Annotated in this window: 22 protein-coding genes and 1 CRISPR repeat array; of the genes, 16 read left to right on the top strand and 6 right to left on the bottom strand. The window is 63.9% G+C overall.

Annotation, left to right across the window (positions count from 1 at the left end):
• Positions 1–125: 125 nt before the first annotated feature.
• From ACRECS_RS23895 to ACRECS_RS23875, 5 genes are read left to right on the top strand one after another with little or no spacing between them, the layout of a single operon-like run.
• Positions 126–1,034, top strand: coding sequence for an ATP-grasp domain-containing protein (locus tag ACRECS_RS23895; protein ID WP_431585469.1), 909 nt, complete (start codon positions 126–128; stop codon positions 1,032–1,034).
• A gap of 17 nt (positions 1,035–1,051) precedes the next feature.
• Complete coding sequence (locus ACRECS_RS23890) at positions 1,052–2,050, top strand: LLM class flavin-dependent oxidoreductase (RefSeq protein ID WP_431585468.1); 999 nt, start codon at positions 1,052–1,054, stop codon at positions 2,048–2,050.
• A complete protein-coding gene (locus ACRECS_RS23885; RefSeq protein ID WP_431585467.1) occupies positions 2,047–2,781 on the top strand; it encodes a methionine ABC transporter ATP-binding protein in 735 nt (244 codons plus the stop codon). Before ACRECS_RS23890 ends, ACRECS_RS23885 begins: the two co-directional genes overlap by 4 nt.
• Entirely contained in the window at positions 2,778–3,443 is a 666-nt protein-coding gene (locus ACRECS_RS23880) for a methionine ABC transporter permease (RefSeq protein ID WP_431585466.1), read from the top strand. The genes ACRECS_RS23885 and ACRECS_RS23880 overlap by 4 nt, the downstream gene beginning before the upstream one ends.
• Positions 3,444–3,457: 14 nt before the next feature.
• The gene (locus ACRECS_RS23875; protein WP_431585465.1) at positions 3,458–4,255 is read left to right on the top strand and encodes a MetQ/NlpA family ABC transporter substrate-binding protein; all 798 of its coding nucleotides are present in this window, start codon (positions 3,458–3,460) and stop codon (positions 4,253–4,255) included.
• A 1-nt stretch (position 4,256) separates the two neighbouring features.
• Here ACRECS_RS23875 and ACRECS_RS23870 read toward each other — a convergent pair whose 3' ends face one another.
• Positions 4,257–5,300 (bottom strand): hypothetical protein, encoded by a 1,044-nt coding sequence (locus ACRECS_RS23870; RefSeq protein WP_431585464.1) that lies wholly within the window; start codon positions 5,298–5,300, stop codon positions 4,257–4,259.
• Between the two features lie 109 nt (positions 5,301–5,409).
• Between ACRECS_RS23870 and ACRECS_RS23865 the strand changes: the two genes are divergently transcribed.
• The 4 genes from ACRECS_RS23865 (at position 5,410) to ACRECS_RS23850 (ending at position 8,065) form a co-directional block, all read left to right on the top strand.
• Positions 5,410–6,840, top strand: coding sequence for a PLP-dependent aminotransferase family protein (locus ACRECS_RS23865; RefSeq protein ID WP_431585463.1), 1,431 nt, complete (start codon positions 5,410–5,412; stop codon positions 6,838–6,840).
• Between the two features lie 47 nt (positions 6,841–6,887).
• Positions 6,888–7,211, top strand: a complete 324-nt coding sequence (locus ACRECS_RS23860; protein WP_431585462.1) for an ArsR/SmtB family transcription factor — start codon at positions 6,888–6,890, stop codon at positions 7,209–7,211.
• A complete protein-coding gene (locus ACRECS_RS23855; RefSeq protein WP_431585461.1) occupies positions 7,208–7,639 on the top strand; it encodes an SRPBCC family protein in 432 nt (143 codons plus the stop codon). The genes ACRECS_RS23860 and ACRECS_RS23855 overlap by 4 nt, the downstream gene beginning before the upstream one ends.
• Positions 7,640–7,825: 186 nt before the next feature.
• Positions 7,826–8,065 carry a hypothetical protein gene (locus tag ACRECS_RS23850; RefSeq protein WP_431585460.1) on the top strand — a complete coding sequence of 80 codons (240 nt, stop codon included), beginning with the start codon at positions 7,826–7,828 and terminating at the stop codon, positions 8,063–8,065.
• Between the two features lie 42 nt (positions 8,066–8,107).
• Here the strand turns inward: ACRECS_RS23850 and ACRECS_RS23845 are convergent, their stop codons facing one another.
• Positions 8,108–10,555, bottom strand: coding sequence for a TonB-dependent receptor domain-containing protein (locus tag ACRECS_RS23845; RefSeq protein ID WP_431585459.1), 2,448 nt, complete (start codon positions 10,553–10,555; stop codon positions 8,108–8,110).
• 266 nt (positions 10,556–10,821) lie between these two features.
• Positions 10,822–12,900 carry a S9 family peptidase gene (locus tag ACRECS_RS23840; RefSeq protein ID WP_431585458.1) on the bottom strand — a complete coding sequence of 693 codons (2,079 nt, stop codon included), beginning with the start codon at positions 12,898–12,900 and terminating at the stop codon, positions 10,822–10,824.
• A 96-nt stretch (positions 12,901–12,996) separates the two neighbouring features.
• On the opposite strand from ACRECS_RS23840, the gene ACRECS_RS23835 reads away from it, so the two are divergent.
• Positions 12,997–13,506: a hypothetical protein gene (locus ACRECS_RS23835; RefSeq protein ID WP_431585457.1), complete on the top strand. Its 510-nt coding sequence runs from the start codon at positions 12,997–12,999 to the stop codon at positions 13,504–13,506.
• Positions 13,507–13,990: 484 nt separating this feature from the next.
• Positions 13,991–15,151 (top strand): tyrosine-type recombinase/integrase, encoded by a 1,161-nt coding sequence (locus ACRECS_RS23830; RefSeq protein ID WP_431585456.1) that lies wholly within the window; start codon positions 13,991–13,993, stop codon positions 15,149–15,151.
• Positions 15,152–15,196: 45 nt separating this feature from the next.
• Here the strand turns inward: ACRECS_RS23830 and ACRECS_RS23825 are convergent, their stop codons facing one another.
• Positions 15,197–15,412, bottom strand: coding sequence for a helix-turn-helix transcriptional regulator (locus ACRECS_RS23825; protein ID WP_431585455.1), 216 nt, complete (start codon positions 15,410–15,412; stop codon positions 15,197–15,199).
• A gap of 739 nt (positions 15,413–16,151) precedes the next feature.
• Between ACRECS_RS23825 and ACRECS_RS23820 the strand changes: the two genes are divergently transcribed.
• The 4 genes from ACRECS_RS23820 to ACRECS_RS23805 are packed head-to-tail and all read left to right on the top strand — an operon-like array spanning position 16,152 to position 19,554.
• A complete protein-coding gene (locus ACRECS_RS23820) occupies positions 16,152–17,897 on the top strand; it encodes a ParB/RepB/Spo0J family partition protein (protein WP_431585454.1) in 1,746 nt (581 codons plus the stop codon).
• 52 nt (positions 17,898–17,949) lie between these two features.
• The gene (locus ACRECS_RS23815; protein WP_431585453.1) at positions 17,950–18,186 is read left to right on the top strand and encodes a sigma factor-like helix-turn-helix DNA-binding protein; all 237 of its coding nucleotides are present in this window, start codon (positions 17,950–17,952) and stop codon (positions 18,184–18,186) included.
• A gap of 56 nt (positions 18,187–18,242) precedes the next feature.
• Positions 18,243–19,145, top strand: a complete 903-nt coding sequence (locus tag ACRECS_RS23810) for a HEPN domain-containing protein (protein WP_431585452.1) — start codon at positions 18,243–18,245, stop codon at positions 19,143–19,145.
• Between the two features lie 52 nt (positions 19,146–19,197).
• The gene (locus ACRECS_RS23805; protein ID WP_431585451.1) at positions 19,198–19,554 is read left to right on the top strand and encodes a hypothetical protein; all 357 of its coding nucleotides are present in this window, start codon (positions 19,198–19,200) and stop codon (positions 19,552–19,554) included.
• A 74-nt stretch (positions 19,555–19,628) separates the two neighbouring features.
• Here ACRECS_RS23805 and ACRECS_RS23800 read toward each other — a convergent pair whose 3' ends face one another.
• Both ACRECS_RS23800 and ACRECS_RS23795 read right to left on the bottom strand, forming a co-directional pair.
• On the bottom strand, positions 19,629–19,841 hold the full coding sequence (locus tag ACRECS_RS23800; RefSeq protein ID WP_431585450.1) for a conjugal transfer protein TraD: 213 nt from the start codon (positions 19,839–19,841) through the stop codon (positions 19,629–19,631).
• 58 nt (positions 19,842–19,899) lie between these two features.
• On the bottom strand, positions 19,900–20,181 hold the full coding sequence (locus ACRECS_RS23795; RefSeq protein ID WP_431585449.1) for a conjugal transfer protein TraD: 282 nt from the start codon (positions 20,179–20,181) through the stop codon (positions 19,900–19,902).
• Between the two features lie 170 nt (positions 20,182–20,351).
• Between ACRECS_RS23795 and traA the strand changes: the two genes are divergently transcribed.
• The gene (gene traA / locus ACRECS_RS23790; RefSeq protein ID WP_431585448.1) at positions 20,352–23,237 is read left to right on the top strand and encodes a Ti-type conjugative transfer relaxase TraA; all 2,886 of its coding nucleotides are present in this window, start codon (positions 20,352–20,354) and stop codon (positions 23,235–23,237) included.
• A gap of 342 nt (positions 23,238–23,579) precedes the next feature.
• A CRISPR array of direct repeats spans positions 23,580–24,870; the repeat unit is 36 nt; unit sequence GCCGTGGTTTCCCTACCGATTTGCCCATGGTAGGAC.
• Between the last annotated feature and the right edge of the window lie 10 nt (positions 24,871–24,880).

Genomic DNA, 24,880 nt, shown 5'->3' with positions numbered 1-24,880 from the left:
TGACGGGGCACCGGCCCGCGGAGGATTTCGGCGCGAAAACCAAAACTTGCCGCCGCCCAAGCTGCCTTCGGTGGCATTGATGCGCGCGGCGTGGCAGGCCGGGTCGGTATGGCGTGTGAAATCCCGTGACCGACCTGGCTGTCCTGTTCGAACATCCCGCATGGTTCGTGCCGCTGTTCGACGCGCTCGATCGGCGCGGGGTGAGCCATGTCGCGCTGCGCCCCGACGGGCATTTCGACCCGGCCGATCGGCGCGCGCCCGCGCCGGTGATATTCAACCGCATCGCCATGTCGAGTTTCCTGCGCGCCGGCGAGCATCCGATCTTCCATACCATGGCGCTGCTCGATCACTGGCGCCGCGGCGGTGCGCGGGTGATCAACGGGCCCGAGGTGCTGGCGATCGATTCGTCCAAGGCGCGGCAATTGTCGCTGATCGCGAGCCTTGGCCTTGCCATTCCGGAGACGCGGGTGGTGCACCGTGTCGCCGACATCGCAGCGGCGGCCGCGACTCTGTCCTTCCCGCTGGTGGTGAAAGCCAATATCGGCGGGTCGGGGGCGGGCATCACGCGCTATGACTCGATGGAGGAGCTTCGCGCCGCGATTGCCGACCGCAGCTTGCCGAGCAGTGTCGACGGCGTGTTATTGGTGCAGGATTATGTTCCGGCACGAAACGGCACGATCACGCGGATCGAGACGCTCGACCGCGCCTATCTCTACGCGCTCGATATTGCCGGTGGCGGCGCGTTCGATCTGTGCCCGGCCGATGCCTGCCAGGTGCCCGGCGCGCCGATCCCGATGGTCGCGGCCGACCCGGGGCCGGAACTGACTCAGGCGGTCGAGGCAATCGCCGCGGCGGCGGGTCTCGATATCGGCGGGGTCGAAGTGATGATTGACGATCGCGACGGGGTGGCGCGCTTCTATGACATCAATGCGCTGTCCAATTTCGTCGCGAAGCCGGTCGACGTGCTCGGCTGGGACCCGCATGACCGGCTGGTCGATTATCTGGTACAGGTGATCCGGGAGGCGCGCGGCTGATGCGCTATGGATATTGGATGCCTGTGTTCGGCGGCTGGCTGCGCAACGTGCCCGATGAGGGGATGGAGGCGAGCTGGGACTATGCGAAGCGGCTGGCGCAGCGATCGGAACAGCTGGGCTATGACCTGACGCTGATTGCCGAGCTCAATCTCAATGACATCAAGGGGGTCGAGCAGCCGGCGCTTGATGCCTGGTCGACCGCGGCGGCGCTGGCCGCAGTGACCGAGACGATCGAGCTGATGGTCGCGGTGCGGCCCAATTTCCATCACCCGGCGCTGTTCGCCAAGGCCGCCGCCAATATCGACCGCATTGCCGGCGGGCGGCTTGCGCTCAATGTCGTGTCGTCCTGGTGGGCGGACGAGGCGCGGCAATATGGCCTGCAGTTCGACCAGCATGACGATCGCTATGCCCGCACCGAGGAATGGCTGCGTGTCGTCGATGGCCTGTGGACCGAGGAGAGATTCAGCTTCGCAGGGCAATTCTATCGCACCGAAGAGGCGATCTGCGCGCCCAAGCCGGTCAAGCGGCCGACCGTCTATGCCGGGGGCGAGAGCGACAAGGCCAAGGCGATGATCGCCGCGCAATGCGATGCCTATGTCATGCATGGCGACCCGGTCGAGGCGATCGCGCCGAAGATTGCCGATATGGCCGAACGCCGCGCCGCGGCCGGCGGTGCGCCGATGCAGTATGGCATGGCCGCCTATGCGATCGTGCGCGACAGCGAGGCGGAAGCGCAGCGCGAGCTGGCGCGGATCACCGATGTCACGGACCTGCCGGCCGGCTATGCCAATTTCGACCAGTGGCTGTCTGGCACGCAGCTTGAGCGCGAGCTGAAGATCCAGGAATATTCAGTGTCCAATCGCGGGCTGCGCCCCAATCTGGTCGGCACGCCGGAGCAGTTGCGTGAGCGGGTCGAGGAATATGAAGCGGCCGGGCTTGATCTCCTCTTGTTGCAGATGAGTCCGCAGGCCGAGGAAATGGAGCGCTTTGCGGCGCAGGTGATGGGTACGGCATGATCGAGCTAAGGGATGTCCGGAAGCGCTTTGCAGGCGCGGGCGGCGCGGCGCTGGACGGCGTGACGCTGTCGATCGCGCGCGGCGAGGTGTTCGGGGTGATCGGGCCGTCGGGTGCGGGCAAATCGACGCTGATCCGGCTGATCAATGCGCTGGAAAAGCCGAGCGAGGGACGGGTCGAGATCGAGGGCATCGACGTCGCCGCGCTTGCGCCGGCGGCGCTCCGCGCGCTGCGGCGGCGGATCGGGATGATCTTCCAGAATTTCGGGCTGCTCTCATCGCGGACGGTCGCCGCCAATGTCGCTTTCCCGCTAAAGCTTGCCGGCATGCCGCGGGCCGAGCGCGATGCCAGGGTTGCCGCGCTGCTCGAGCGCGTGGGCTTGAGCGATCATGCCGACAAATATCCCGCGCAGCTGTCGGGCGGACAGAAGCAGCGGGTCGGCATTGCGCGCGCGCTGGCGACCGGGCCGGACATTCTGCTGTGCGATGAGGCGACCAGTGCGCTCGATCCGGAAACGACGCGCAGCGTGCTCGCCTTGCTGCGCGAACTGAATCAGGAACTGGGGCTGACGATCGTGCTGATCACGCATGAGATGGATGTGGTGCGCACGGTGTGCGACCGGGTCGCGGTGCTCGAACAGGGCCGGGTGGCCGAAACCGGCAGCGTGGCGGAGATTTTCGCCGGGGCGGCGCATCCCGCCACCCGGCGCATGCTGGCGGCGCTCGGCGCATGAGCGGCTGGTTTGCCAATGTCGACTGGGCGGATATCGGCCGCGCCTGTCTTGATACGCTGGCCATGCTTGGCGGGTCGCTGGTGCTGACCATAGCGCTTGGCCTGCCGCTCGGCGTGCTGCTCTATCTGACTGCCGAGCGACAGATTGCCCAGAACCGCGTCGCCAATGTGGTGATCGGCACCATCGTCAACATCCTGCGCTCGGTTCCGTTCATCATCCTGCTGATCGTGATGATCCCGCTGACAGTCGCGCTGGTCGGCACCTCGCTTGGCGTGGTCGGGGCGATCCCGCCGCTCGTCATCGGCGCAGCGCCTTTCTATGCCCGGCTGGTCGAAGCGGCACTGCGCGAGGTCGATCGCACCACGATCGAGGCGGCGCAGGCGATGGGCGCGACCACCCGCCAGATCGTGACCGGCGCGCTGATCCCCGAAGCCATGCCCGGGATCGTGTCCGGCGCGACCGTCACCGCGGTGGCGCTGGTCTCGTTCACGGCGATGGCCGGGGTGGTCGGCGCAGGCGGGCTGGGCGATCTCGCGATCCGCTTTGGCTATCAACGGTTTCAGACCGATGTCATGGTCGTCACCGTCACCTTGCTGGTCCTGCTCGTCCAGGCGATCCAGTTGGGCGGCGACCGGCTGACCCGGCATTTCACGCACCGCTAGATCAGGAAATTCCCATGAACCGTCGCCTGTTGCTTGCCGCTTTTCCCTTGTTCCTCATTGCCGCCTGTTCGGGGGGCGGGGCGAGCAAGGACGGCAAGACACTGACCGTCGCCGCGACCGCGGTGCCGCATGCCGAAATCCTGGAATCGGTGAAGCCGGCGCTGGCCAAGCAGGGCGTCGACCTGCAGATCCGCGTGTTCAACGATTATGTGCAGCCCAATCTGCAGGTCGACCAGCGCCAGATCGACGTGAATTATTTCCAGACCGGGCCCTATCTCGACGAATTCAACGCCGCACGCGGCACCAAGCTTGTTGCCTATGCTGGGATCCATGTCGAACCGCTGGGCGGCTATTCGCACAAATGGAAATCGCTTGAGGCGCTTCCGGTCGGCGCGACCGTCGCGATCCCGAACGAGGCGAGCAATGAGGGGCGCGCCTTGCTGCTGCTACAGCGGGCTGGTCTTCTCAAATTGAAGAACCCGACCAATCCGCTGTCGACGCTGCGCGACATTGTCGCCAATCCGAAGAAGCTGCAGTTCAAGGAGCTGGAAGCGGCGACCTTGCCGCGCGTGCTTGACCAGCTCGACCTGGCGCTGATCAACACCAATTATGCGCTTGATGCGAAGCTCAACCCGGTGCGCGACGCGCTGCTGATCGAGGATGCGAAATCGCCTTATGTGAATTTCGTCGTCGGTCGCGCCGGGGAGGACAAGGACCCGCGCGTGGTGAAGCTGATCGCTGCGCTGCGCAGTCCCGCGACGCGCAGCTTTATCGAGACGCATTATAAGGGCGCGGTGCTGCCCGCCTTCTGATTTAGAGCCGCAGGCCGAGCATCCCGGCCATGATCAGGCTGGCGAGGAGTGCCCCGCCGGCCGCGATCGACCAGGTGATTCGGTCCGCAGTCCGGCGGGCGACGCCGTGGTGCAGCAGGATAACGCGCAGCCCGCATCCGAGGTGCGTGATCAGGCAGGCGACGCCCAGCGTGTAATGCGGGATGAGCCTGACATAGCCGGCGAGCAGGCCTTCGGGCGCTGATGTGGCCCACAGCCAGTCGGTGTCGATACCTCGCGCCCGGGCGGAGAAGGCGGAGGTGAGGTGGGAGAAGAGGAACGCCGCGAGATAGATGCCGGTCAGCGTCTGCAGCGTGCCCAGCCGGTCCGTATAGGTCGTGGTGCGAGCACGGGCGAGCAGCAGGCCGCTGCCGATCATGAAGAGGAAGCCGGCGACCAGAACCGGCTGCACCAGCGACGAGCGATACCAGAGCCGCAGCGTGTGCATCACCGCGCGCTGCACCTCCAGGCCGAACAGGGCGCTCAGATGATTGGTCAGATGGCCGGCCAGGAAGATCAGCACCAGCGTTGCCGCGACGGAGCCGTGCACGACCGGGAGCCATGACGGAGCATTGGCGGTGGCCGCGGCGCGCTCTCGCGCCGGTGCGCGCCAGAACAGCAGCACCGCCACCGCGAGCCACAGCCCGATCCACAGCAGCGTCTCCTGCGCGCTGAGTTTCAGCAGGCCGGCATAGCCGCCGGCCGCGACGTACAGCGACGGTGTCGCGAAGGCGAGATGCGCGGTCCTGCGCTGAAACAGCGCCTGCGCCGACAGCGGAAGCCCGCTGCTGGCCCGGGCGAGGATGAAGCCCATCACGGGCAGCGCAAAGGCCAGGGCCATGAACAGCACCACGCCGGTCCATGCCACGACGCTCGGCCACGCCGACCCCGCATCGCCCGTGGCGCGGCCAGCGAGGCGAAAGAGCTGCAGAAAAAAGGGATAAGCCAGAATGCCGGCAATGATGACTGCAACGGTCCGGCGGGGCGCGGCAAATGGGCTGGCGGTTTCTTGGGCGGCTATGGTCATCAGGTCCTCGGCAAGGGGCCGGTGGCCATGTGACGGTCCCGGACGCCATCCTGCTAAGCACAGGTTTGTCCCATAGTATTGGGCCAGTTTTCGGCATAATGATTGGGCCATGGCGGCCTGCAAACCAGCCTTGTTCACCATCGACCGGCAGCGGGACGGCACGCTCCAGTCCCGCATCCATCACGATATCCGCCAGGCGATCGTGTCCGGGCGTCTGGCGCCGGGCGCGCGGTTGCCGTCGATCCGGACGCTGGCGTCCGAGCTCGGCGTGGCGCGGGGGACGGTGGACGCGGTCTATGCGCGATTGATCGGCGAGGGGTTCATCACCGCGCGCGGATCCCGGGGTACGATCGTCTCTCCCTTGCCGGTGACTCGACCAAGAACGGTTCCCGCCACCTCGCCAGCGGTATCGGTTAGTCGGGATTTCCCGACCCGTTTTCATATCGGCCTGCCCGCGCTTGATCTGTTTCCCTATGCGCATTGGGCGCGCCTCGTGTCGCAGACCGCGCGGAGATTGTCGTCGCGAATGCCGCATCATCCCATGCCGGCCGGACTACCGGCGTTGCGCGAGGCCATTGCCGGGTATCTCGCCGTGGCGCGGGGCTTTGCCTGCGATCCGGCGCAGATTTTCATCACGCCGGGCTATCAGGGCGCGCTCGACCTTGCGACGCGACTGATCTTGCGGGACGGGGACAAAGTCTGGTTCGAGGATCCTGGCTATTCCTTTGCCCGCGATGCGCTGATCGCAAAGTCGGCGCGCGTGATCCCCGTCCCGGTCGATGCCCAGGGCTTGCGGGTTGAGGAGGGGATCAGGCTGGCCCCGGACGCCCGGCTCGCGGTGGTGACGCCGTCGCATCAAAGCCCGCTCAATGTCACCCTGACGCCCGAGCGGCGCAGGATGCTGCTCGACTGGGCCGCGCAAGCCGATAGCTGGATCCTCGAGGACGATTATGACAGCGAATTTCATTATCTCGGCTTCAGGCCCGTCGCGCTGAAGAGCCTGGATGCCAGCGACCGTGTGTTTTTTGCCGGAAGCTTCAGCAAGACGTTGCTGCCCAGCCTGCGCCTGGGCTTCCTGGTTGTCCCGGAAGCGTTCACGCGCGCCGCGGTCGAGGCCGCGACGCTGGTGCATCGCGGCGAAGCGGAATTCATGCAGACGGTGCTCGCCGGCTTCATCTCGGAGGGGCATTTCTCGCGGCATTTGCGGCGCATGCGGGCGAAATATGATCTGCGCCGCCGGGTGCTGGGCGTCGCGCTGAAATCGGCCTTTGGCGATGTCGTGACGATCCGGAGCCAGCAGGGCGGCCTTCATCTGATTGCGGAACTCAATGGTTATGGTTCCGACATCGATATGGTGAGCCTGGCTCGCGCCAAGGGATTATGGGTGTCTGCGCTGTCCGCCCAGTCGATCGCGCACCGGGCGGGTGATGCCCTGATGCTGGGATTTGCCAACATCGCGGAAACCGCGGCGGAGGCCGAAATAGCTGCGCTGAAACGCGCGGTCGCCTCCGCTGCAGATAGTGGCTTGACTAATATATAACTCGCTGGCTATGGATTAGCTCATAGCTGGAGGGTTATTGATTGCACGTGCCGGTTACCCGTGATCTCCTTTTCCGGACGCTCGCCGATCCGACGCGGCGCGCCATTTTCGAGCGGCTGTGCCGTGACGGAGAGCAGACGGTCGGCGCGCTGACGGCGCATGCCGGCGTCTCGCAACCTGCCGTGTCGAAACATCTCGGGGTGCTGAAAGAGGCCGGGCTGGTGCGCGACCGCCATGAAGGGCGGCAGAATCATTACAGCGCGCAACTCGGTGCGCTGTCCCCGCTGATTGACTGGACCAAGGAGATGGCCGGATTCTGGGAGAACCGGTTCGACCATCTCGAGGATTTACTGAAAAGGATGGATCAATGACCGATACGACCACTGAAACGCGTTGCGTCACTGTCGAGCGCGAGATCGCTTATCCGCCGGAGAAGATCTGGCGTGCGCTCACTCAGCCGCACCTGATCCAGGAGTGGCTGATGCGCAATGACGATTTTGCTCCGGTCATCGGCCATCGCTTCAATCTCAGTGGCGACTGGGGCGGAGTGACCTGTGAAGTGCTCTCTGTCGAGCCATACGAGACGCTGTCTTATACTTGGGATTATGCGCATGAGGATCCGGCCTATGCGCTGAAGAGCGTGGTGACCTTCACGCTCATCCAGGCAGGGGCGGGAACGCTGTTGCGGATGGAGCAGATAGGCTTCCGGCCGGATCAGAAACAGGCCTTCAACGGCGCCAAATATGGCTGGCAGGAACACCTCGCCAATCTGGAGAAGGCGGTGGCGCGGCTGGATTGAAATCCGTCGTGATCGAATGCCAGGCCGGGAAGGAGAGATATCATGAGCACCAGTGCGGCCGGAGACGCAAACTCTCCGTCGGAAATGATCGACGAGGAAGCGCTCAAGGCGCTGGTTCGTGCCGCCGTGGCGCTGAACACGTCGCGTTGATCGATCCGCTTCAAAGCTTTTCGAAAGGGAGTTGCATTGACTTGGAACAACTGGATTCGGCAGACCCATCGCTGGCTGTCGATCGTCTTCACGCTGACCGTCATCGCCAATTTCGTCGCACGGATATGGGGAGAACCTCCGCTCTGGGTGACCTATTCACCGCTCCTTCCACTCTTCCTGCTCCTGTTTAGCGGCCTGTATATGTTTGCGCTGCCCTATGTCGCCAGATGGAGGACACGGGCGGCTCGCGCGATCGTCAAGGCCGCGCGAGAATAGTTGTATGGCCGCCCCTTGCCCGCCCGCCACTTGGAGACGGGATCAGAACCGCTTGCTCAGGACCAGTCCGATCGTCCGGGGATTGGGCGGGTTGTTGTAGGGATCATAGCCGACCACACCGTCGACGACACGCGGAGGCTGCCGGTCGAACAGGTTGGCGACGACAAGCTGCGCTTCGCTGTCTGCGAATAGCGGAGCGTCAAACAGACGGTCCAGATCGAAACCGAGAAACAATGAAGCCGTCGTGTAGGATCCGACGCTCCGGATCGGTTGGTCGGCGCGATCGTCGGTGAAGCCATCGACATAATTCACCACTGATCCGACCGAGACGCCGTCACGCCCCCAGGCGATGGTGCCGTTCAGCCGCAGATTGGCGGGCTTGGCATAGCCATCAAGTCGCGAGATCGCGGTCGAACCGCCGGCCTTGAGGCTGAGGTTCAAGATATACTGGCCGGTCAGGTTCACCATCGCGGTGCCGCCGAACAATTTGGAGCGATAGGCAAGATCGAGGTCGAGGCCATTAGTGGATTCGACCGCGAAATTCTGCGCCCTGATGTCGGCAATCAACTGTACCTGCGACAACAGGTCGGCAGGGACCTGGCCGGCATTGTCGAAGAAGGTGAGATCGCCGCCATTGATCGACGGAACTTCCGCGAACCGGCGGAACACGTCCGGGTTGTCGATCACTTGCCTGACCTGCGCCGGGGTGGGGTTGGCGATGTTGAAGACCTGCAGATCCTTGACCGAAAGGCTGTCGTCGGGCGAGGGCGTGCCGACGCGTCCGGAAATCCGGATCCGGTAATAGCCGGCCTTGATCGTGAGGTTGGGGACGAATGTCGGCGTGAGATCCACGCCGACGGTGAAGGTGTCGGCCTTTTGCGTCCTGAGATCTGGGTTCGCACCGGCGCGGAACATCACCAGCGCCTGGCCCGCGGGGAGGGCCGGATTCTGACCCTTCGGGTCGAGGAACTTATAGTCGTAAAGCCCGAACGACACCTGCTCGGCGATGCCGATCGTGCTGCGGAATCGGGGCACGAGGAATGACCGGGCATAGGTGCCGCGCAACGCAATCGATCGGTCGACTTGCCAGCGCAGCCCGATCTTGGGTGAAAGCGCCGTGTCGAAACCGAGGTCTTCATAACGTGCAGCGGCGGACAAGGTGAGCGAGCGGACCAGCGGCACGCCCTGGTCCGGCCCAATGATCGGCACATTCACTTCGCCGAACACCGACTTGACCTTGCGCGTGCCGCCATTGCGGTTGAAGAAGATCGTTGCGTCGGTGCGCAGTGTCTCGGCACGATATTGGAAGCCTCCGGCGACCAGCACCGGCCCCGCCGGCAATGTCACCAGCGCGGTCTGGCCGCGCAGTTCCGCGACAAACAATGTGTTGGTAGATTCGCGCGAAGCGGGCGGTCGCCCGACCCGGCTCGAGCTGCTGTCGGTGTGGGTGCGGTGATAGTCCACCGTCAGGTCCAGCGCGGTGGAACCCTGACCCTGCCAGTGAACGCCATTATAGACCGACACGCCGGTGGTCCGGGTCCTGAACATCCGGTTGAAGGCGGGTTCGTCGAGAAAAATCTGACGTGAAGTGCGGTCGCGCTGGAAGCGGGACGCATCGATCGAGAAAGTGAGATCGCCCAGCTCCTGCTGCACGCCGCCATAAAAGCCGGTGAGCCGCTCGTTCGGCAGCTGCGTGATCTGAAGCTTTTCCCCCGAGGCATCGACCGGGTCGCCGATAAAGGGCGACCTTTTCTGGTACATCGCCATGCCATAGACATTGCCGCTGCCCCAGGAATGCCCGGCAAGCCCGCTGATCTGTACATCCTCCTTACCGGTCCGGGTTGCCGTCGCCCCGCGCACCTGCAGTTCGAGGCCCTTGGTCGGCTTGCGCGTCACGATATTGACCACACCGGCGACCGCATCGGCGCCATAGGTTGCGGACGCGCCGTCGGGAATGATGTCGATCCGCTCGATCAGCATCGACGGAATGGTCGATACGGTCGGCGCTTCGGTCAGGCCGACCGAGGGCATGCGTCGCCCGTTGAGCAGGGTCAGCGTCGCGTCCGATGCGAGGCCGCGGAGCGCGAAGCCGGCAAAACCGTCGAACTGGTTATAGGTGGCGGCATCGCCCAGCGGGCTGCCGATGCCCGCACCGGTCGTGGCGAACTCGCTGAGGTCGCTGGTGAAATTCTGTGGTATGGTGAGCATATACTCCGACACCGAGCCTGCCCCGGAATGCACGATGTCAGCCTGATCATAGCTGAACACCGGGCTCGCGACATATTCTTTCGGCAAGCCGCGGATCAGTGATCCGGTGACGATAATGTCGCCCGATGCCCGATCGGTATCGGGCTTTTCGCGATCTTTGGTATCCTCCAGCGATGCCCGCCCATCGGGCCGATCCGCCGTCGTCTCCTGTGCCGCCGCAGGGGGTGCACAGGCACCGATCAATGAGAAGACAGCGAACCCCTTGACTGCCAAATGCCGCAAAATCATCACTCCCCCTCAACAGTATGACATGATATACCATACCTTAACGAAGCGCGGCGCTACTGAAGCCTGTCGAGAGTGTCAATCTTGCTATGATCCCTGGACGGGGGAGTCCTGTCCGGCTCGTTGCCGAGCGGCCGCCAGTCGCAGGGGCGTAAAGCGACCGATGGCGGGCCAGCTGCTCCAGCTGTCTTTCGAAGAACGCAGACATTTCCGCCAGGGTCGTGTCCGCCGGGCTGTGCCCGCGGCACAGCCCGGCGCGGAGGTTATTTCCCGAGTTTCTCCTGCAGAAAACGGCGGCTCTCCGCCCATAATGTGAGCCAGCTGGCATGGCGGATCATGTCATGGGCCTCGCCCGGGATGATCACCGTGCGCACGTCCACGCCCTTGGCGCGCAGCTTCTGGTGCAGATCGATCGTTTCGAGCACATCCACATTCATGTCGCGATCGCCGCTCACCAGCAGCACGGGCGATGTCCACCCGGCAATGGCGCCGAGCGGGGACGACCGGAAAGCCAGCGGCTTGTCGGCCTCGCCGACACCGAAGACCTTGCTCGGATTCTGGTGTCCCGGTGTCGGCGACGGCCATGACCAGTCGAACACTCCGTGGATGGCGACGCCGGCCGCGAAGACGTCCGAATTGCGCGCCAGCGCCTGGCCAGTCAGCAGCCCGCCATAGGACCCGCCCCAGATACCGACGCGCTTCTTGTCGACATCGCTGCGCTGCGCCAGCCAGCGCCCCGCGCCGAGCACGTCATTATATTCGGATGCCCCCCGCCAGCCGCGCTCCGGCGCCTCGCGGAACGCACGGCCATAGCCGACTCCGGAGCGATAATTAACGCTGGCGACGACATAGCCAAGCTCGGCGAGATGCCGGTTCACCGCGAAGTCGCTGGCGTAGTAGCCGCTGAAGTGAAAGGCGGGAAACATCTGCCGCGGCGGGCCGCCATGAACATAGACCAAAGCCGGGTGTGGCCCTGGCGTGGCGGGCAGGAACAGCTGCACCGGCACGGTCGCGCCGTCGCTCGCCTTGATCCGCACCACCTGCGGCGCCGGGGCCTTGAAGCGGTGCGCATAGCCGTAGTCCGACGGCTTTTCGGCCAGCGCCAACTTGCCCGATTTCAGATCCAGCACGCGCAGCAACGGCGCATCCTCGGCATTGCTGCCGGTGAACGCGACATAGCGTCCGTCACCGACCGCGCCGGCCAAGCCCATGACCACGTCCTGGCTCGGGATCGCCTGCTCGCGGCCGGACGACACGGTGATGCTGGAAAGCTGGCGCGTGTCGATGTCGCGGCAATTATGGACGACGAACAATGTATCGGGGGCGGCGAGCTCGCTTTCCGCGACCTCACAGTTGGCCGGGGTGAGCGCGCGCGGTGCGCCGCCGCCCCGCGCGACCGCATAGAGCCGCGCCCAGCCATCCTCTTCCGACCGGAAAACCACGTTGCGATCGTCGGCCCAGCGCAGACTCCCTTCCGGATCGTCCGACAATTGCCCGCCTGCCGGGCCAATTGCCTCGTGCAGCGTGCGCACCTGTCCGCTGGCGATCTCGACGGTCTCGACCGCGAACGGCCGGTTTTCGAGCAGATCCTCGGTGACCGTGTGCTCGCGGCCAGGCCAGCGCAGATAGGCGACGCTCGCGCCGTCGGGCGACAGCACCGGCGAACTTAGCCGGTCGGCGCCGGTGACCAGCCAGTGAATCCGATCCTCGCCCAGCGTGTAGCGGCCGAGAAAGGACCAGCCACCGCGATCCTGCGCGAAAACCATCGACTTGCCGTCTCTGGTCCACACCGCCGGGCCGAACGCGGCGCCGCCCGGCACCAGCATCGCCGGTTTCGCCGACGGGGCCGCAAGGTCGACCGCCCAGAGATCGCGTCCCTGCCGGTACAGTATCCGCTTTCCGTCGGGCGTGAATTTGGGGTCAGCGCCAGTGCCGATCTTGACCGGCCCGGCGCCGGCGTCGGTCGTCACCATCCAGAGCGTCGGCTTCGGGGCTTCGACCAGGCTGGCGGGGTTGAAGCCTTCACCGCTGCCGCCAAATGGAACGCCGGTCTGGAAGGCGATGATCTTGCCGTTCGGCGAGATCGTGACGCTGGTGATCGGCTGCCCATCCACATCGGTCTGGGCAAATAACTTCACCGGTTTGAAGTCCGGCGCTCGTGCGAACATCAGCGTGCTGTTTTCGCCCTGGCGCACCAGCCAGGCGAAGGCCGGCACCTCCGCAGCACTGACGTCGGCCGCCATCGGAAACTCGAGGAATCCAGTATCGTCCTTGACCTGGGCATGCAGCGCCGGCGCGGCAAGCAACGCCGTGATCGTGAACGCGAGTTTCATCGTCCGCATGCCAAATTCCTTCTCTCCAGGGGGTGGATAAGCCTGATTGGGATGGTACGAGCCCATCCAGAAAAAACAACAGTCAGGGCGAATTTTGGGCATCATTTGATGAACGCACGGCGGGCAACCATTCCCCCAAAGATGCTTTCTGTACGTTGTCCCTCCGGCCGCATCATCTATCGTTTCGACACGGGGCATAATTACAAGATATCGGCCGCGCGCGCGCCCGATGGAAAAGCCGAAATCCGGGTTGCCATTGCGCAAGGCTGGTCGAGCCTATTTCAGGTGATGCGCGTGGACCTCAAGGGCAACCCGGTGCCCGTCGGCCCCAAAAGCGAGCAGGTCGGGCTGACCTCGCTGCATGGCGATCTATTGGTCGGTCTGCCGGACGAGCCCGGCATGGCCGCCATTGCCGGCAAGGATAGCCTGACCGATAAGCGCGTTCCGCTCCGCTTCGCGCTCTGCGTTCCGCGCAACGGATGTTCGGCATCGGAGAACAAATCGGTGGTAGCCCTCACAGAAAGCGGACCGATGCGCGATCAGGCGGACGCCGCGCAGGACCGGATTCGCTGGTTCGATACGCGGGTTAACCTTGGCGGTCCGGCGCAGGATTGACCGCGTTGGGAGTAGCCAACGTCATCAATCGGTCGAATCCTGTCATTCGATCCAGATCGGCACGAATGACAGCTAGCGTTCGGAAATTGTCCTTCGCTTATCGTCACCCCCGACTTGATCTGGGGTCCCGCTTGGAATCAAAGCGTGCCGGAAAAAAGCCGGATCCCGGGTCAAGCCCGGGATGACGAAGGGTGTGAAGCAACGTCCGCTTCCCACCCCAAAGCGGTCATACTTCGGGCGATGCGGTGCAGAAGCGCATTTGTCGCGGCGATATTGCCCAATCGGCGCCATTCGAGGATGGCGCACCCGAGAGGATTCGAACCTCTGGCCTCTGCCTTCGGAGGGCACAGAAATGGGCCTTTTTGGCATTTCCTGGAAACACTAAGTCACTGATAATAGTTGATTTGATGTCTCAACGGATGTAGGTAGCTCCGAGTATGTTTTCCGTACGTTTTCCGTACGGAATCGATTTCGGAGACTGGCGATGGCGCTGGACCTGAGCAAAGTGAAGGAGCGGGAGGCACTACGCAGCCAGCGCGAGCCATATTGGCAGCGCATCCGTCCGGGCTGCTTTTTGGGCTATCGCCCATCGGCGCGCGAAGGCGCCGGGACGTGGATCGCGCGAGCTTATGACGAGGATCAGCGCCGATACAGTTTGAAGGCGCTTGGCGACTTCGGAACCTTGCCCGGAAAGGATCGCTTCGCGGAAGCCAAGAAGGAGGCCGAGGCTTTCGCGGTGCTGGTAGATTCGGGCGGCCAGACCGAAGAGAAGGTCGAGACCGTCGAGGAGGCTTGCCGCAAATATGCGGAAACTCGCCCGGATGCATCGGGACGGTTTCGGAGGAATGTCTATTCGGACCCGATCGCCAAAGTGAAGTTGGCGAAGCTTCGGCGGCACCACGTCAAGGCGTGGCGTCAACGCTTGGAGAACAAGCCGGCGTTGGTGACGCGGCGGAAGAAAGGGCCGCAGATCACGCGGACGCGTGCGCCCTCATCCATCAACCGCGACATGGCGATGCTTCGAGCAGCGCTAAACAAATTCCTGGCGCCCGGCACACCCGACACCGAGGCCGCTTGGCAGGAGGCGCTCAAGGCGATCCGCAATGCCGATCGTCAGCGGACACTCTATCTCGATCGTGGGCAGCGACGTGCCTTGCTCAAGGAGATCGATCCCGAGGCCGAGCCTTTCGTGCGGACGCTTTGTTTGCTGCCCCTTCGGCCTGGCGCTGTCGCCGGGCTCTGCGCGCGGGATTTTGACAAGCGCACGTCAGAACTGAGCATTGGAAAGGACAAGAGCGGCAGGCCGCGCCGCGTTCTACTGTCCGCCGCCGCCGCCAAACACTTCGACAAACAGGCGAAGGGGAAACCGGGAGACGCGCCGTTGTTGGCACGGGCGAACGGCAAGGCTTGGGACAAGGAGACGTGGAAGAGGCCGATTGCCGAAGCGGCGACGAAAGCGAAGCTGCCTGCCGGCGCGACTGCCTATACGCTTCGTCACAGCACGATCACCGATCTTGTGAATAATGGCCTTCCGCTGCTCACGGTTGCCCAAATCAGCGACACCAGCGCAGAGATGATCGAGCGGCATTATGGGCACCTGACCCAACACGCCGCCGCCGAAGCGCTGGCCGGGCTCGCGCTGTAACGGTCTAGAATCCGGCGTTGGGCCCGATATCGATAATCTGCTGGCTCAGCCGCCTTCCTGCTCGCCAGCGTCATAGAAGATCGGGTTGCGCATCCACGCGGTGACAGCGGACTCCCGCCAGCCGGCGCATCGCGTGCTGATCTGCACGTTCTTCGGGAAGGTGCCGTTCTGCATCTTCCGATACATGGTCGACCGGCTGAGGCCGGTGCGCTCGAGGACGGTCTTGATCCGGAGGATGCGGTCGGGGGTATCGGTTTGCATTGGTATTACCTTGCATGGAGTGCGGCTTGGTGGTGCTCCCCGGGGCAAGATTGGGCAGGATGCCTCCTTGAGAAAAGAGCCTGTCTGGGGTCGCTAGGGACATTGGCGGCTATCGGCGACACAAAGGTAGTTCGGCGTAGCTGCTTCAAACTCCACGGCACGTCTCAGGGCGTCCCACGCTTGCGCGTGGCCGCGCTCTACGCCGCTGATCGCGTCGCCGAGTCGCTCTCGCGTCTCGGCCCATTCGGGTTGCGATCGCTGACGTGGCCCGGTGGGCGCCGGGCAGCGGAACGCGCTATTTGATGAGCGTACACTGGTGGACTTCTGCGAAGCCGCCAGAGGCCGCAGCGCCTTTTGCTTTTCCGCGTGGCACTCTCGATCCGGCCGGAAGGCGCGGCGGCGGCTAGCCCCCAGGCCCGCGCGCACGCCGCCACGACGGCCGGCCGTCTTCGAGGGTGCGGCTTTGACGAACTCCTTCGGAGCAGGATGCGCTGTCGCGCAGTAGCTGCGGACGCCGCGCGATGCGCGGCGGCATTGGCCTCCGGCTTCGATCTGGCGGGGTGGGCGTCGCTACCCTCTAGTCCCGCCGCGGCGTGCCGCAAGCCGAGCAAGCTCGGCTCCTCCTCTCCGTTTCGGCCCTGCGGGTGCGGCGCGCCTTGGCCGGTGGGACTGCCGGTCCGCTCCTGCCGCCCACCCCGCCATTCCGGCGCCGGTTGCGGTGGTTTGAGGAGTAAGGAAGATGGAACTCAAGCATATCGATATCGCCAAACTGTCCGTGTCGTCCGCGAACATGCGGGCCAGGGGCAAGCCGGACCTGTCGCACATCCTGTCGTCTGTTCGGGCGCGCGGCGTGCTGGTCCCGCTGATCGTGCGGGCCAACGGTTCTCCCGACACCTATGAGATCGTTGCGGGAAAGCGGCGTTACCATGCGGCGCTGACCGTCGCGGAAGAAGGCGGCGGCATCGAGGAACTGCCGTGCGCGGTGATCGAGGCAGGTGACGACGCAGCGGCACTCGAAGCCTCGCTGATCGAGAATGTCGCGCGGCTCGATCCCGACGAGGTCAATCTCTGGGAGACGTTCACGCGGCTGGTCCGCGAGGGCCGCAGCCCGGAGGACATCGCGCTCACCTTCGGACTGACCGAGGTGCAGGTTAAGCGTACCCTTGCGCTCGGCAACCTGCTTCCACGCATTCGTACGCTCTACCGCAGCGGGCAGGTCGATGAGGTAACGGTGCGGCACCTGACTCTCGCCTCCACGGCGCAGCAACGCGATTGGCTGGCGTTGCTCGACGATCCCGAGGCGCGCTCGCCGGTCGGGCAGCAGATCAAGGCGTGGCTATTCGGCGGTTCCTCGATCTCCACCAAGGTCGCTTTGTTCGATCTGTCCGGTTTCGAGGGCGCGATCGTTGCCGACCTGTTCGGCGAGGACAGCTATTTCGCCGATGCCGACCAGTTCTGGACCGCGCAGCGCGGAGCGGTCGAGGAACTCGCCGGGGCCTATCGCGAGGCCGGATGGCGCGATGTCGTGATCCTCGATGCGGGCCAGCCCTTCCATTCGTGGGAGCATGAGCGCTGCACCAAGCGGAAGGGCGGCAAGGTCTATATCACCATCGGCTATCGCGGCGAGGTCAGCTTCCACGAAGGCTATGTCAGCCTCAAGGAAGCGCGTCGGCACGAGAAGGGCGAGGCCAGCCCGGGCGACAAGCCGGTGCGGCCGGAGGTCAGCGCACCGATCCAGAACTATGTCGATCTCCACCGGCATGCAGCCGTTCGGGCGGACCTTGCCGGTCAGCCGTCGCTCGCGCTGCGGGTCATGGTCGCGCACGCGATCATCGGGTCGCCGCTCTGGAATGTCCGGGTGGAGGCGCAGAAGGCACATAGCGACGCCATCGCGGAGAGCGTCGAGAATTGCGGCAGCGAAGCCGCGTTCGACGAGAAGCGTCGGGCGGTGCTGGCGTTGCTCGGGTTCGATCCCGAAACGCCGACCGTGACCGGGGGCTATGACGGCGAGTATGGCTTGGCAGGACTGCTGGTCCGGCTGATCGAGCTTCCCGATCCGGCGGTGTTCGACGTGCTGGCGATCGTCATGGCTGAAACGCTCGAAGCGGGCAGCGTCCTTATCGAATTGCTCGGTTCGCTGGTCGGCACCGACATGGCGAAGGTCTGGCAGGCCGACGACGCATTGCTCGACCTGATCAGGGACCGCGAGGTGGTGGGTTGCGTGCTGGCCGAGGTGGCCGGGCCCGACGTTGCCGCCGCCAACGAGGCTGCGACCGGCAAGGTCAAGCGCAACATCATCCGCGACTGCCTCATGGGTGAGAACGGACGCGCCAAGGTCGATGGCTGGGTCCCGAAATGGATGGTGTTCCCGCCTGCCGCCTACACCGAGCGCGGTGGCGTGGGCACAGCCAGCCGAGCCGCCCGGATCAGTGACCTCAACGCGTCGCGCGCGTCGCAGCCCGAGCCGCTGCGGCAGGCCGCCTGAACCCAAGTCTGGCGGCCTCGCGCCGCCAGATTTTCTCGCATCGGAGGGTGTCATGACCGATGAACCTGATCCCGCGACCCTGAAACAGATCGAGCGGGCGATCCGGAAGCTGCCCCGGTTGCAGCGCGAAATCTTCCTCGCGGTCCGCCTCGACGACATGAGCTACGCCGAAATCGCGGAGCGCACCGGGCTTAGCACCGGCGAAGTCGGGCGATTGCTGGCGAAGGCGCTTCTCAATTTCGTCCGGCATCTGGAACGTGTGCCGCCTCGTCGTTGGTGGCAGCTTTGATAATCCTGTCGAGCGTCCGTGTTTGCGCACGGGCGCTCGTTCGTTAGGAAGGGCATATGAGGACCGACCTCGATCATCTCCCGGACCGCAAGCGGCGCGAGCTAGAGCTCATCGTGCAGATTCTGTTCGCCGAGTTCGAGGACGCGACCGCGCTCGCCACGCAGAAGTGGAAGAAGCAGGGTCGCATCCTCAAGGTGATTCTCTATGGATCGTATGCGCGGGGCGATTGGGTCGAGGACCCGGTCGGCGGCTATTATTCCGACTACGATATCCTTGTCGTCGTCAGCGACGAGCGTTTGACCGACCCGCTCGAATATTGGGCTAAGGCCGACGATCATTTTCTTCGGGAGGTGACCATCACGAAGCGGATCGGCGCGCCGGTCGCCTTCATCGTGCATAGCCTCGCCGATGTGAACGATCAGCTGATCCGCGGGCGGCCGTTCTTCATCGATGTAATCGAGCAGGGCATCTCGCTCTATGAAGCGGAGGGATATCCATTCGCGAAGCCGAAGCCGCTGACGGAAGAAGCAACGCGAGCAGAAGCCCAAGGTTATTTTAACGAGTGGTTTTCGGACGCCGACAAGCGGTTCGAAAGCGCCCGATTCCTGATTGCTAAGGGTTACGCAAAGCAGGCGGCTTTTGATCTGCATCAAACGACCGAGCAACTGTACCATTGCATCCTTCTGACCCTGACGCTCTACAGCCCGAAGTCCCACAAGCTGAATTTCTTACGCGCGCAGGCCGAACCGTTGGTGCACGAACTGATCGGCGTCTGGCCGCGCGATGCCAAGTTTGCCCGGCGCTGTTTCGAGTTGCTCCAGCAGGCATATGTGAATGCGCGGTATTCGCCGCACTACAAGATCACGCCCGAGGAACTGGAGTGGCTCGCCGAGCGGATCGAGCTGTTGCGGAAGCTGGTGAAGGAGATTTGCGAACGACGGCTCGCGTCGCGCGATTGATGGCGCGCACCTTGGCGTTCGTCGGCGAGTGTTTCTGGCGGCGGGAGAGCCTATGAGTTGGTGCGCTGGGCTGGGCAGTGTCGATTGGCTTGACGAGCTTGATCACATCGCGGCGATCACAACCGCGCTAATCGCGATCTGGGCGTGGTGGCAGTTTGGCGTCCGGCGCGGACGAAGGCGCGTTGCGCTTGAGCGTTACCTTAAATCTCTCCAAGGCAAACCGCAGTGGCACAACGATCAAGGCCAGCGGACGATCGTGCATCTCATGGCGGAACTTCGTCGAACCGAGGCGGAAGTGATCGAGGGTGCGTTTGCCAGCAGGAAGATCGAAGTCATCCGTGTACCTGATCCCATGACCGGCTTCGCCGCCAAGCTGATGCTAGCGTATCGCGATACAGACGCCGCGTAGAGACGGTACTCAAAGGCAGGAGCGAGCGATCGTTTTCGACCAAAGTGGGACCCATTGCGTCGGCCGCTTGGGGCCTAGTCTTGCCGCCCTCTCTCAAACTCGCGCTTGCCGCGTCGCCGCCACAACGCCAGCGCTCTCTCGCGGCGCTCCGACCTCAACACAGCCGCAGCATATATCAGTATTCCGAACATCGCGGCGCGATCGTCATCTGTCAGCTCAACCAGGCCTGCCTTTGCGACCAAGCCGCCAAGCTCGATCAATTGCCGGGTGCGTTCGCGTCGCTTCACGACCCATGCTCGCACGTCGGATCGCGCACGCTCAGCCTCGATTCGATTACGCGCCGCTTTAGTTCGACGCGTTGCCAGAAGGGTCGCCCTGACTGCCTGAAACAGCGCGTCGCGTCCGCTGAAAGAAAGCAGCGCCCCGTTTTCGCCAAACCTCCCTCGCACTGGCGTCCTTGTTCTCGACGCCGCCCAGCAGCAATCCGATCAGTTCCTCGCTCGACAGGGCATCGGCACCGGTCGCAAGCACCAGCTCGCCGAACTGGTGGATCTTTCGCGCCTGAAGCTGTTTCGCTCGTTCGTTGAGCACCTTCAGTTCGGCGTCGAAATCGCGTGGTTTGCGCATTGGACCGTCCTCGTTGTGAAGTGAGGACGGTCCAGTTATCGTAGCAGTCGATCAGTCGCAATGCACTGAAATCTCTTGAGACTCTCCTGTCCCGAGATTGATGAAATCTTTCGAGGGCGCGCTTATACGTCGTGCCGACGTCGCTTTTGAAGTGTAAGTGGATTGCCGTCATGGCGATCTACCATTTCTCGGCCAAGGTCATCTCCCGCGCCAACGGGTCGAGCGCTGTTGCTTCCGCCGCGTACCGCTCCGCCTCCCGCCTGCACGACGAGCGGCTCGATCGGCACCAGGACTTCTCGAACAAGGCTGGCGTCGTCCATTCGGAAGTAATGCTGCCGGACGGCGCTCCCGAGCACTTGTCCGACCGCGAAAAGCTCTGGAACGAGGTCGAGGCGGCCGAGAAGCGGATCGACGCGCAGCTTGCCCGCGAGATCGAGTTCGCGATCCCGCGCGAGATGACGAAGGTGCAGGGGATCGAGCTCGCGCACGGCTTTGTAAAGCAAGAGTTCGTCGATCGCGGGATGATCGCGGATCTCAATGTGCATTGGGATACAGGCGCTGATGGAACGCCGAAGCCGCACGCGCATGTGATGCTCACCATGCGTGAGGTCGGGGAGGATGGGTTCGGCCAGAAGAACCGCGACTGGAATCGCACCGACCTTCTGGAGAAATGGCGCGAGCGCTGGAGCGAGCGCGTCAACGAGCGACTGGCCGAACTCGATATCGACACGCGAATCGATCATCGGTCGTTGGAGGCGCAGGGGATCGACCTTGAGCCGCAGCACAAGATCGGCCCGGCGGCGTCGCGGATGGCGGCGCAGGGGCTGGAGTCGGAGCGGCTCGCTGAGCATCTGGAGATCGCCCGCGTCAATGGCGAGAAGATCATCGCCAATCCCGGCATCGCGCTCGATGCGATCACCCACAGCCAGGCGACGTTTACGACGCGCGATCTCGCGCGGTTCATCCACCGGCACAGCGACGGCAAAGAGCAATTCGATCAGGCAATGAGTGCGGTCCGCGCTTCGCCGGACCTGGTGGCGCTAGGCGAGGATGGGCGCGGAGAGGACCGGTTCAGTAGCCGCGAGATGATCGCGACCGAGCAGCGACTTGAACGGGCTACTGCTGGACTGGAAGCGCACCGGCGCCACGGTATGGCCGACCAGCATCGCAAGCTCGCGCTCGTCCGCGCCGAGATGCACGGACTGGTGCTGTCGCCGGAGCAGCGCAGCGCGTTCGAGCATGTTACCAAGGGGCAGGGAATCGGGGTCGTTGTCGGCTATGCGGGTACCGGCAAATCAGCGATGCTCGGCGTCGCACGCGAGGCGTGGGAGAGCGCCGGCTATCAGGTCCAGGGTGCGGGACTGTCCGGCATCGCCGCGGAAAACCTCGAAGGTGGTTCCGGCATTCAGTCGCGAACGATAGCCAGCCTCGAGCATCAATGGGCACAGGGCAGGGAGCTACTGACCGATCGTCATGTGCTGATCATCGACGAAGCCGGGATGATCGGAACGCGGCAGATGGAGCGCGTGATCACCGAAGCCGAGAAGCGCGGCGCCAAGGTTGTGTTGGTCGGCGATCCCGAGCAGCTCCAGGCCATCGAAGCCGGCGCTGCATTCCGCTCGATCGCCGAGCGCCATGGCGGCGTCGAGATCACTGATATTCGCCGCCAGCGTGAGGATTGGCAGCGGCAGGCGACGCGGCATCTGGCAACCGAGCGCACCGCCGAAGCAATCGCGGCGTATCGCGATCACGGTGCAATCCACGCAGCGGCGACGCGGGAGGTCGCGCGCGACGAACTTATCCATCGCTGGGACCGCCAGCGGCAGGCCGACCCAAGCTCGAGTCGGATCATCCTGACTCATACCAACGACGAGGTTGCGGCGCTCAATCAGGCGGCGCGCCAACGGCTTCACGAGACGGGCGCGCTCGGTCCCGATGTATCGTGGCGGGTAGAAAAGGGCGAACGCCGGTTCGCGGCTGGCGAACGGGTGATGTTCGGGCGCAACGAGCGCAGCCTGGGCGTCAAGAACGGTTCGCTGGGTCGCATCGAAAGCGTCACGACCGCCCGTATGGCGGTGATGCTCGACGATGGTCGCGCGGTCGCCTTCGATCACAAGGACTATGCCGCGGTCGACCATGGCTATGCCGTGACTGTGCATAAGGCGCAGGGAGTGACCGTCGATCGCGTCCATATGCTCGCCACGCCCGGTCTCGATCGGCATGCCGCCTATGTCGCGCTGTCGCGGCACCGGGAGAGTGTCGAACTTCATTATGGCCGTGATGACTTTGCCGACGAGGGCAGGCTGGTGCGGGCGCTTTCTCGCGAGCGTGCCAAGGACATGGCATCCGACTATGTCCGCGACTTCGCCGATCGCCGCCAGATCATTCTACCCGCACCGGCGGTGGAGATGGCTATGTCTGCACCGGCGCCCGATCGGTTCGCCGGGGTCAGGCTCAGCACCGGCACCTCAGAACTTGCGCAGCCATCAAAGGCGCCAGCGCCTGAACCCTCGCCAGCGCTGCCGGATGCTGTAGCGCGCCATGCACGGATCGTTCGCGCCAGGCAGTTTGCGCGCTCCGTCGGAGAGCCGTTCACGGCCGATCAGCGGCAGGAACTGTCCAATAGTCGCGCAGGGCTGAACACAATCAGACCGCACGCCGCGCTGGATCTTGAGACGGCACTGGCTAACGATCCGAGGCTCACCCTTGAAGCGGCCGATGGGCGAACTGCCGCTACGATCCGCGCCATGCAGCTTGAGGCCGAACTACGCGCCGATCCGCAGCTTCGCGCGGACACGTTCGTCCAGCGCTGGCAGGCACTCGACCGCCAGCGCCGGTTGCTGCTGCGCGATCACGACGATACCCGCGCCAATGCCGTTGGCGATCGCATGCTGGGCATGGCGAAGAGCCTCGAACGCGATCCTCAAGTGGAGTCGCTTCTGCGCAATCGTAAAGCGCAACTGGGCGTGCCGGAGATGCCGGGTCGCAGCGTCGGCCAGAGTCTCGCGGACGTAGTTGGTCGGGGTCGGAGTCGGGGGCTCGGAATTGGGATGTAGAGAAGTCCAATTCGCGCCCCAGTGTCCGTCGTTAAGTCGGTCGTTAAGAGGTACGGCCAACACGCTGCGGCTGCTCGGCTCCCAGGGCGAGGCGATCACCTGGCACTCCGCCAAGAGCGGCGCGGATCATTCCGCATCCCGCCGGCCGTGGTTTCCCTACCGATTTGCCCATGGTAGGACCCGGAGGCCCTCACCCATGCCGAATGATCTGCCGTGGTTTCCCTACCGATTTGCCCATGGTAGGACCCGCCATCTGCCGACCTGCAAGCGGTGACGGCCGTGGTTTCCCTACCGATTTGCCCCATGGTAGGACCGATGCACGCAAGTGGATGGCCGGGAAACTGCCGTGGTTTCCCTACCGATTTGCCCATGGTAGGACTGCCGCAGCATGACCGCGCCTCTCCCCACCGCCGTGGTTTCCCTACCGATTTGCCCATGGTAGGACTCAGCATCGACGTGTTATCCCAGGGATGGTGCCGTGGTTTCCCTACCGATTTGCCCATGGTAGGACCCATTCTGATGCGCCCGCACACCGGCCTTCGCCGTGGTTTCCCTACCGATTTGCCCATGGTAGGACCTTGATGCGTTTCGTAACCACAGAACGGGCGCCGTGGTTTCCCTACCGATTTGCCCATGGTAGGACGGCCGTGGTGAGCGTGCCACCGTTGAAGCTGCCGTGGTTTCCCTACCGATTTGCCCATGGTAGGACTCGGCGCGGGGCGATGACGTGACGGCAATCGCCGTGGTTTCCCTACCGATTTGCCCATGGTAGGACCGGCGCCAGATGTCATGCTGACCGAAGTGCGCCGTGGTTTCCCTACCGATTTGCCCATGGTAGGACTGCGCCGTGGGTCGCAACAGGAATGGTGAAGCCGTGGTTTCCCTACCGATTTGCCCATGGTAGGACACACGGGCTGGGCTAGCGCATATGTCTTTTGCCGTGGTTTCCCTACCGATTTGCCCATGGTAGGACCGTGAGCGTGGGCTGGCGATTGCCCCATACGCCGTGGTTTCCCTACCGATTTGCCCATGGTAGGACCATCGGTGCCCCCGTCGCTGCTCAGGTCTGGCCGTGGTTTCCCTACCGATTTGCCCATGGTAGGACCGATGGCTGAAGCTCTACGTCTCGCATCCGGCCGTGGTTTCCCTACCGATTTGCCCATGGTAGGACCGCGGGTTGCGACTTGGCTGAAATCCTACGGCCGTGGTTTCCCTACCGATTTGCCCATGGTAGGACGCCATCGATCCACCTGTCAGTTGGGACGCCGCCGTGGTTTCCCTACCGATTTGCCCATGATAGGACGCAGCGATTTGACCGATCGCATCCCTGAGTGCCGTGGTTTCCCTACCGATTTGCCCATGGTAGGACCGCTTGAAATGGCTGACCGTCTCGCATCCGGCCGTGGTTTCCCTACCGATTTGCCCATGGTAGGACGACGTGCATATCCTCACGGCCACGGCTGACGCCGTGGTTTCCCTACCGATTTGCCCATGGTAGGACCTTTCACCACGAAGAGGACCGACGACATGAGCCGTGGTTTCCCTACCGATTTGCCCATGGTAGGACGAATTTCAGCTGGGGCGCCTTCACGCTCGTGCCGTGGTTTCCCTACCGATTTGCCCATGGTAGGACTGTATCGAGC

The sequence above is a fragment of the Sphingomonas sp. genome (genome assembly GCF_050725575.1).
Lineage (GTDB): Bacteria > Pseudomonadota > Alphaproteobacteria > Sphingomonadales > Sphingomonadaceae > Sphingomonas.
This window is presented reverse-complemented; position numbering and strand designations above follow the sequence as displayed.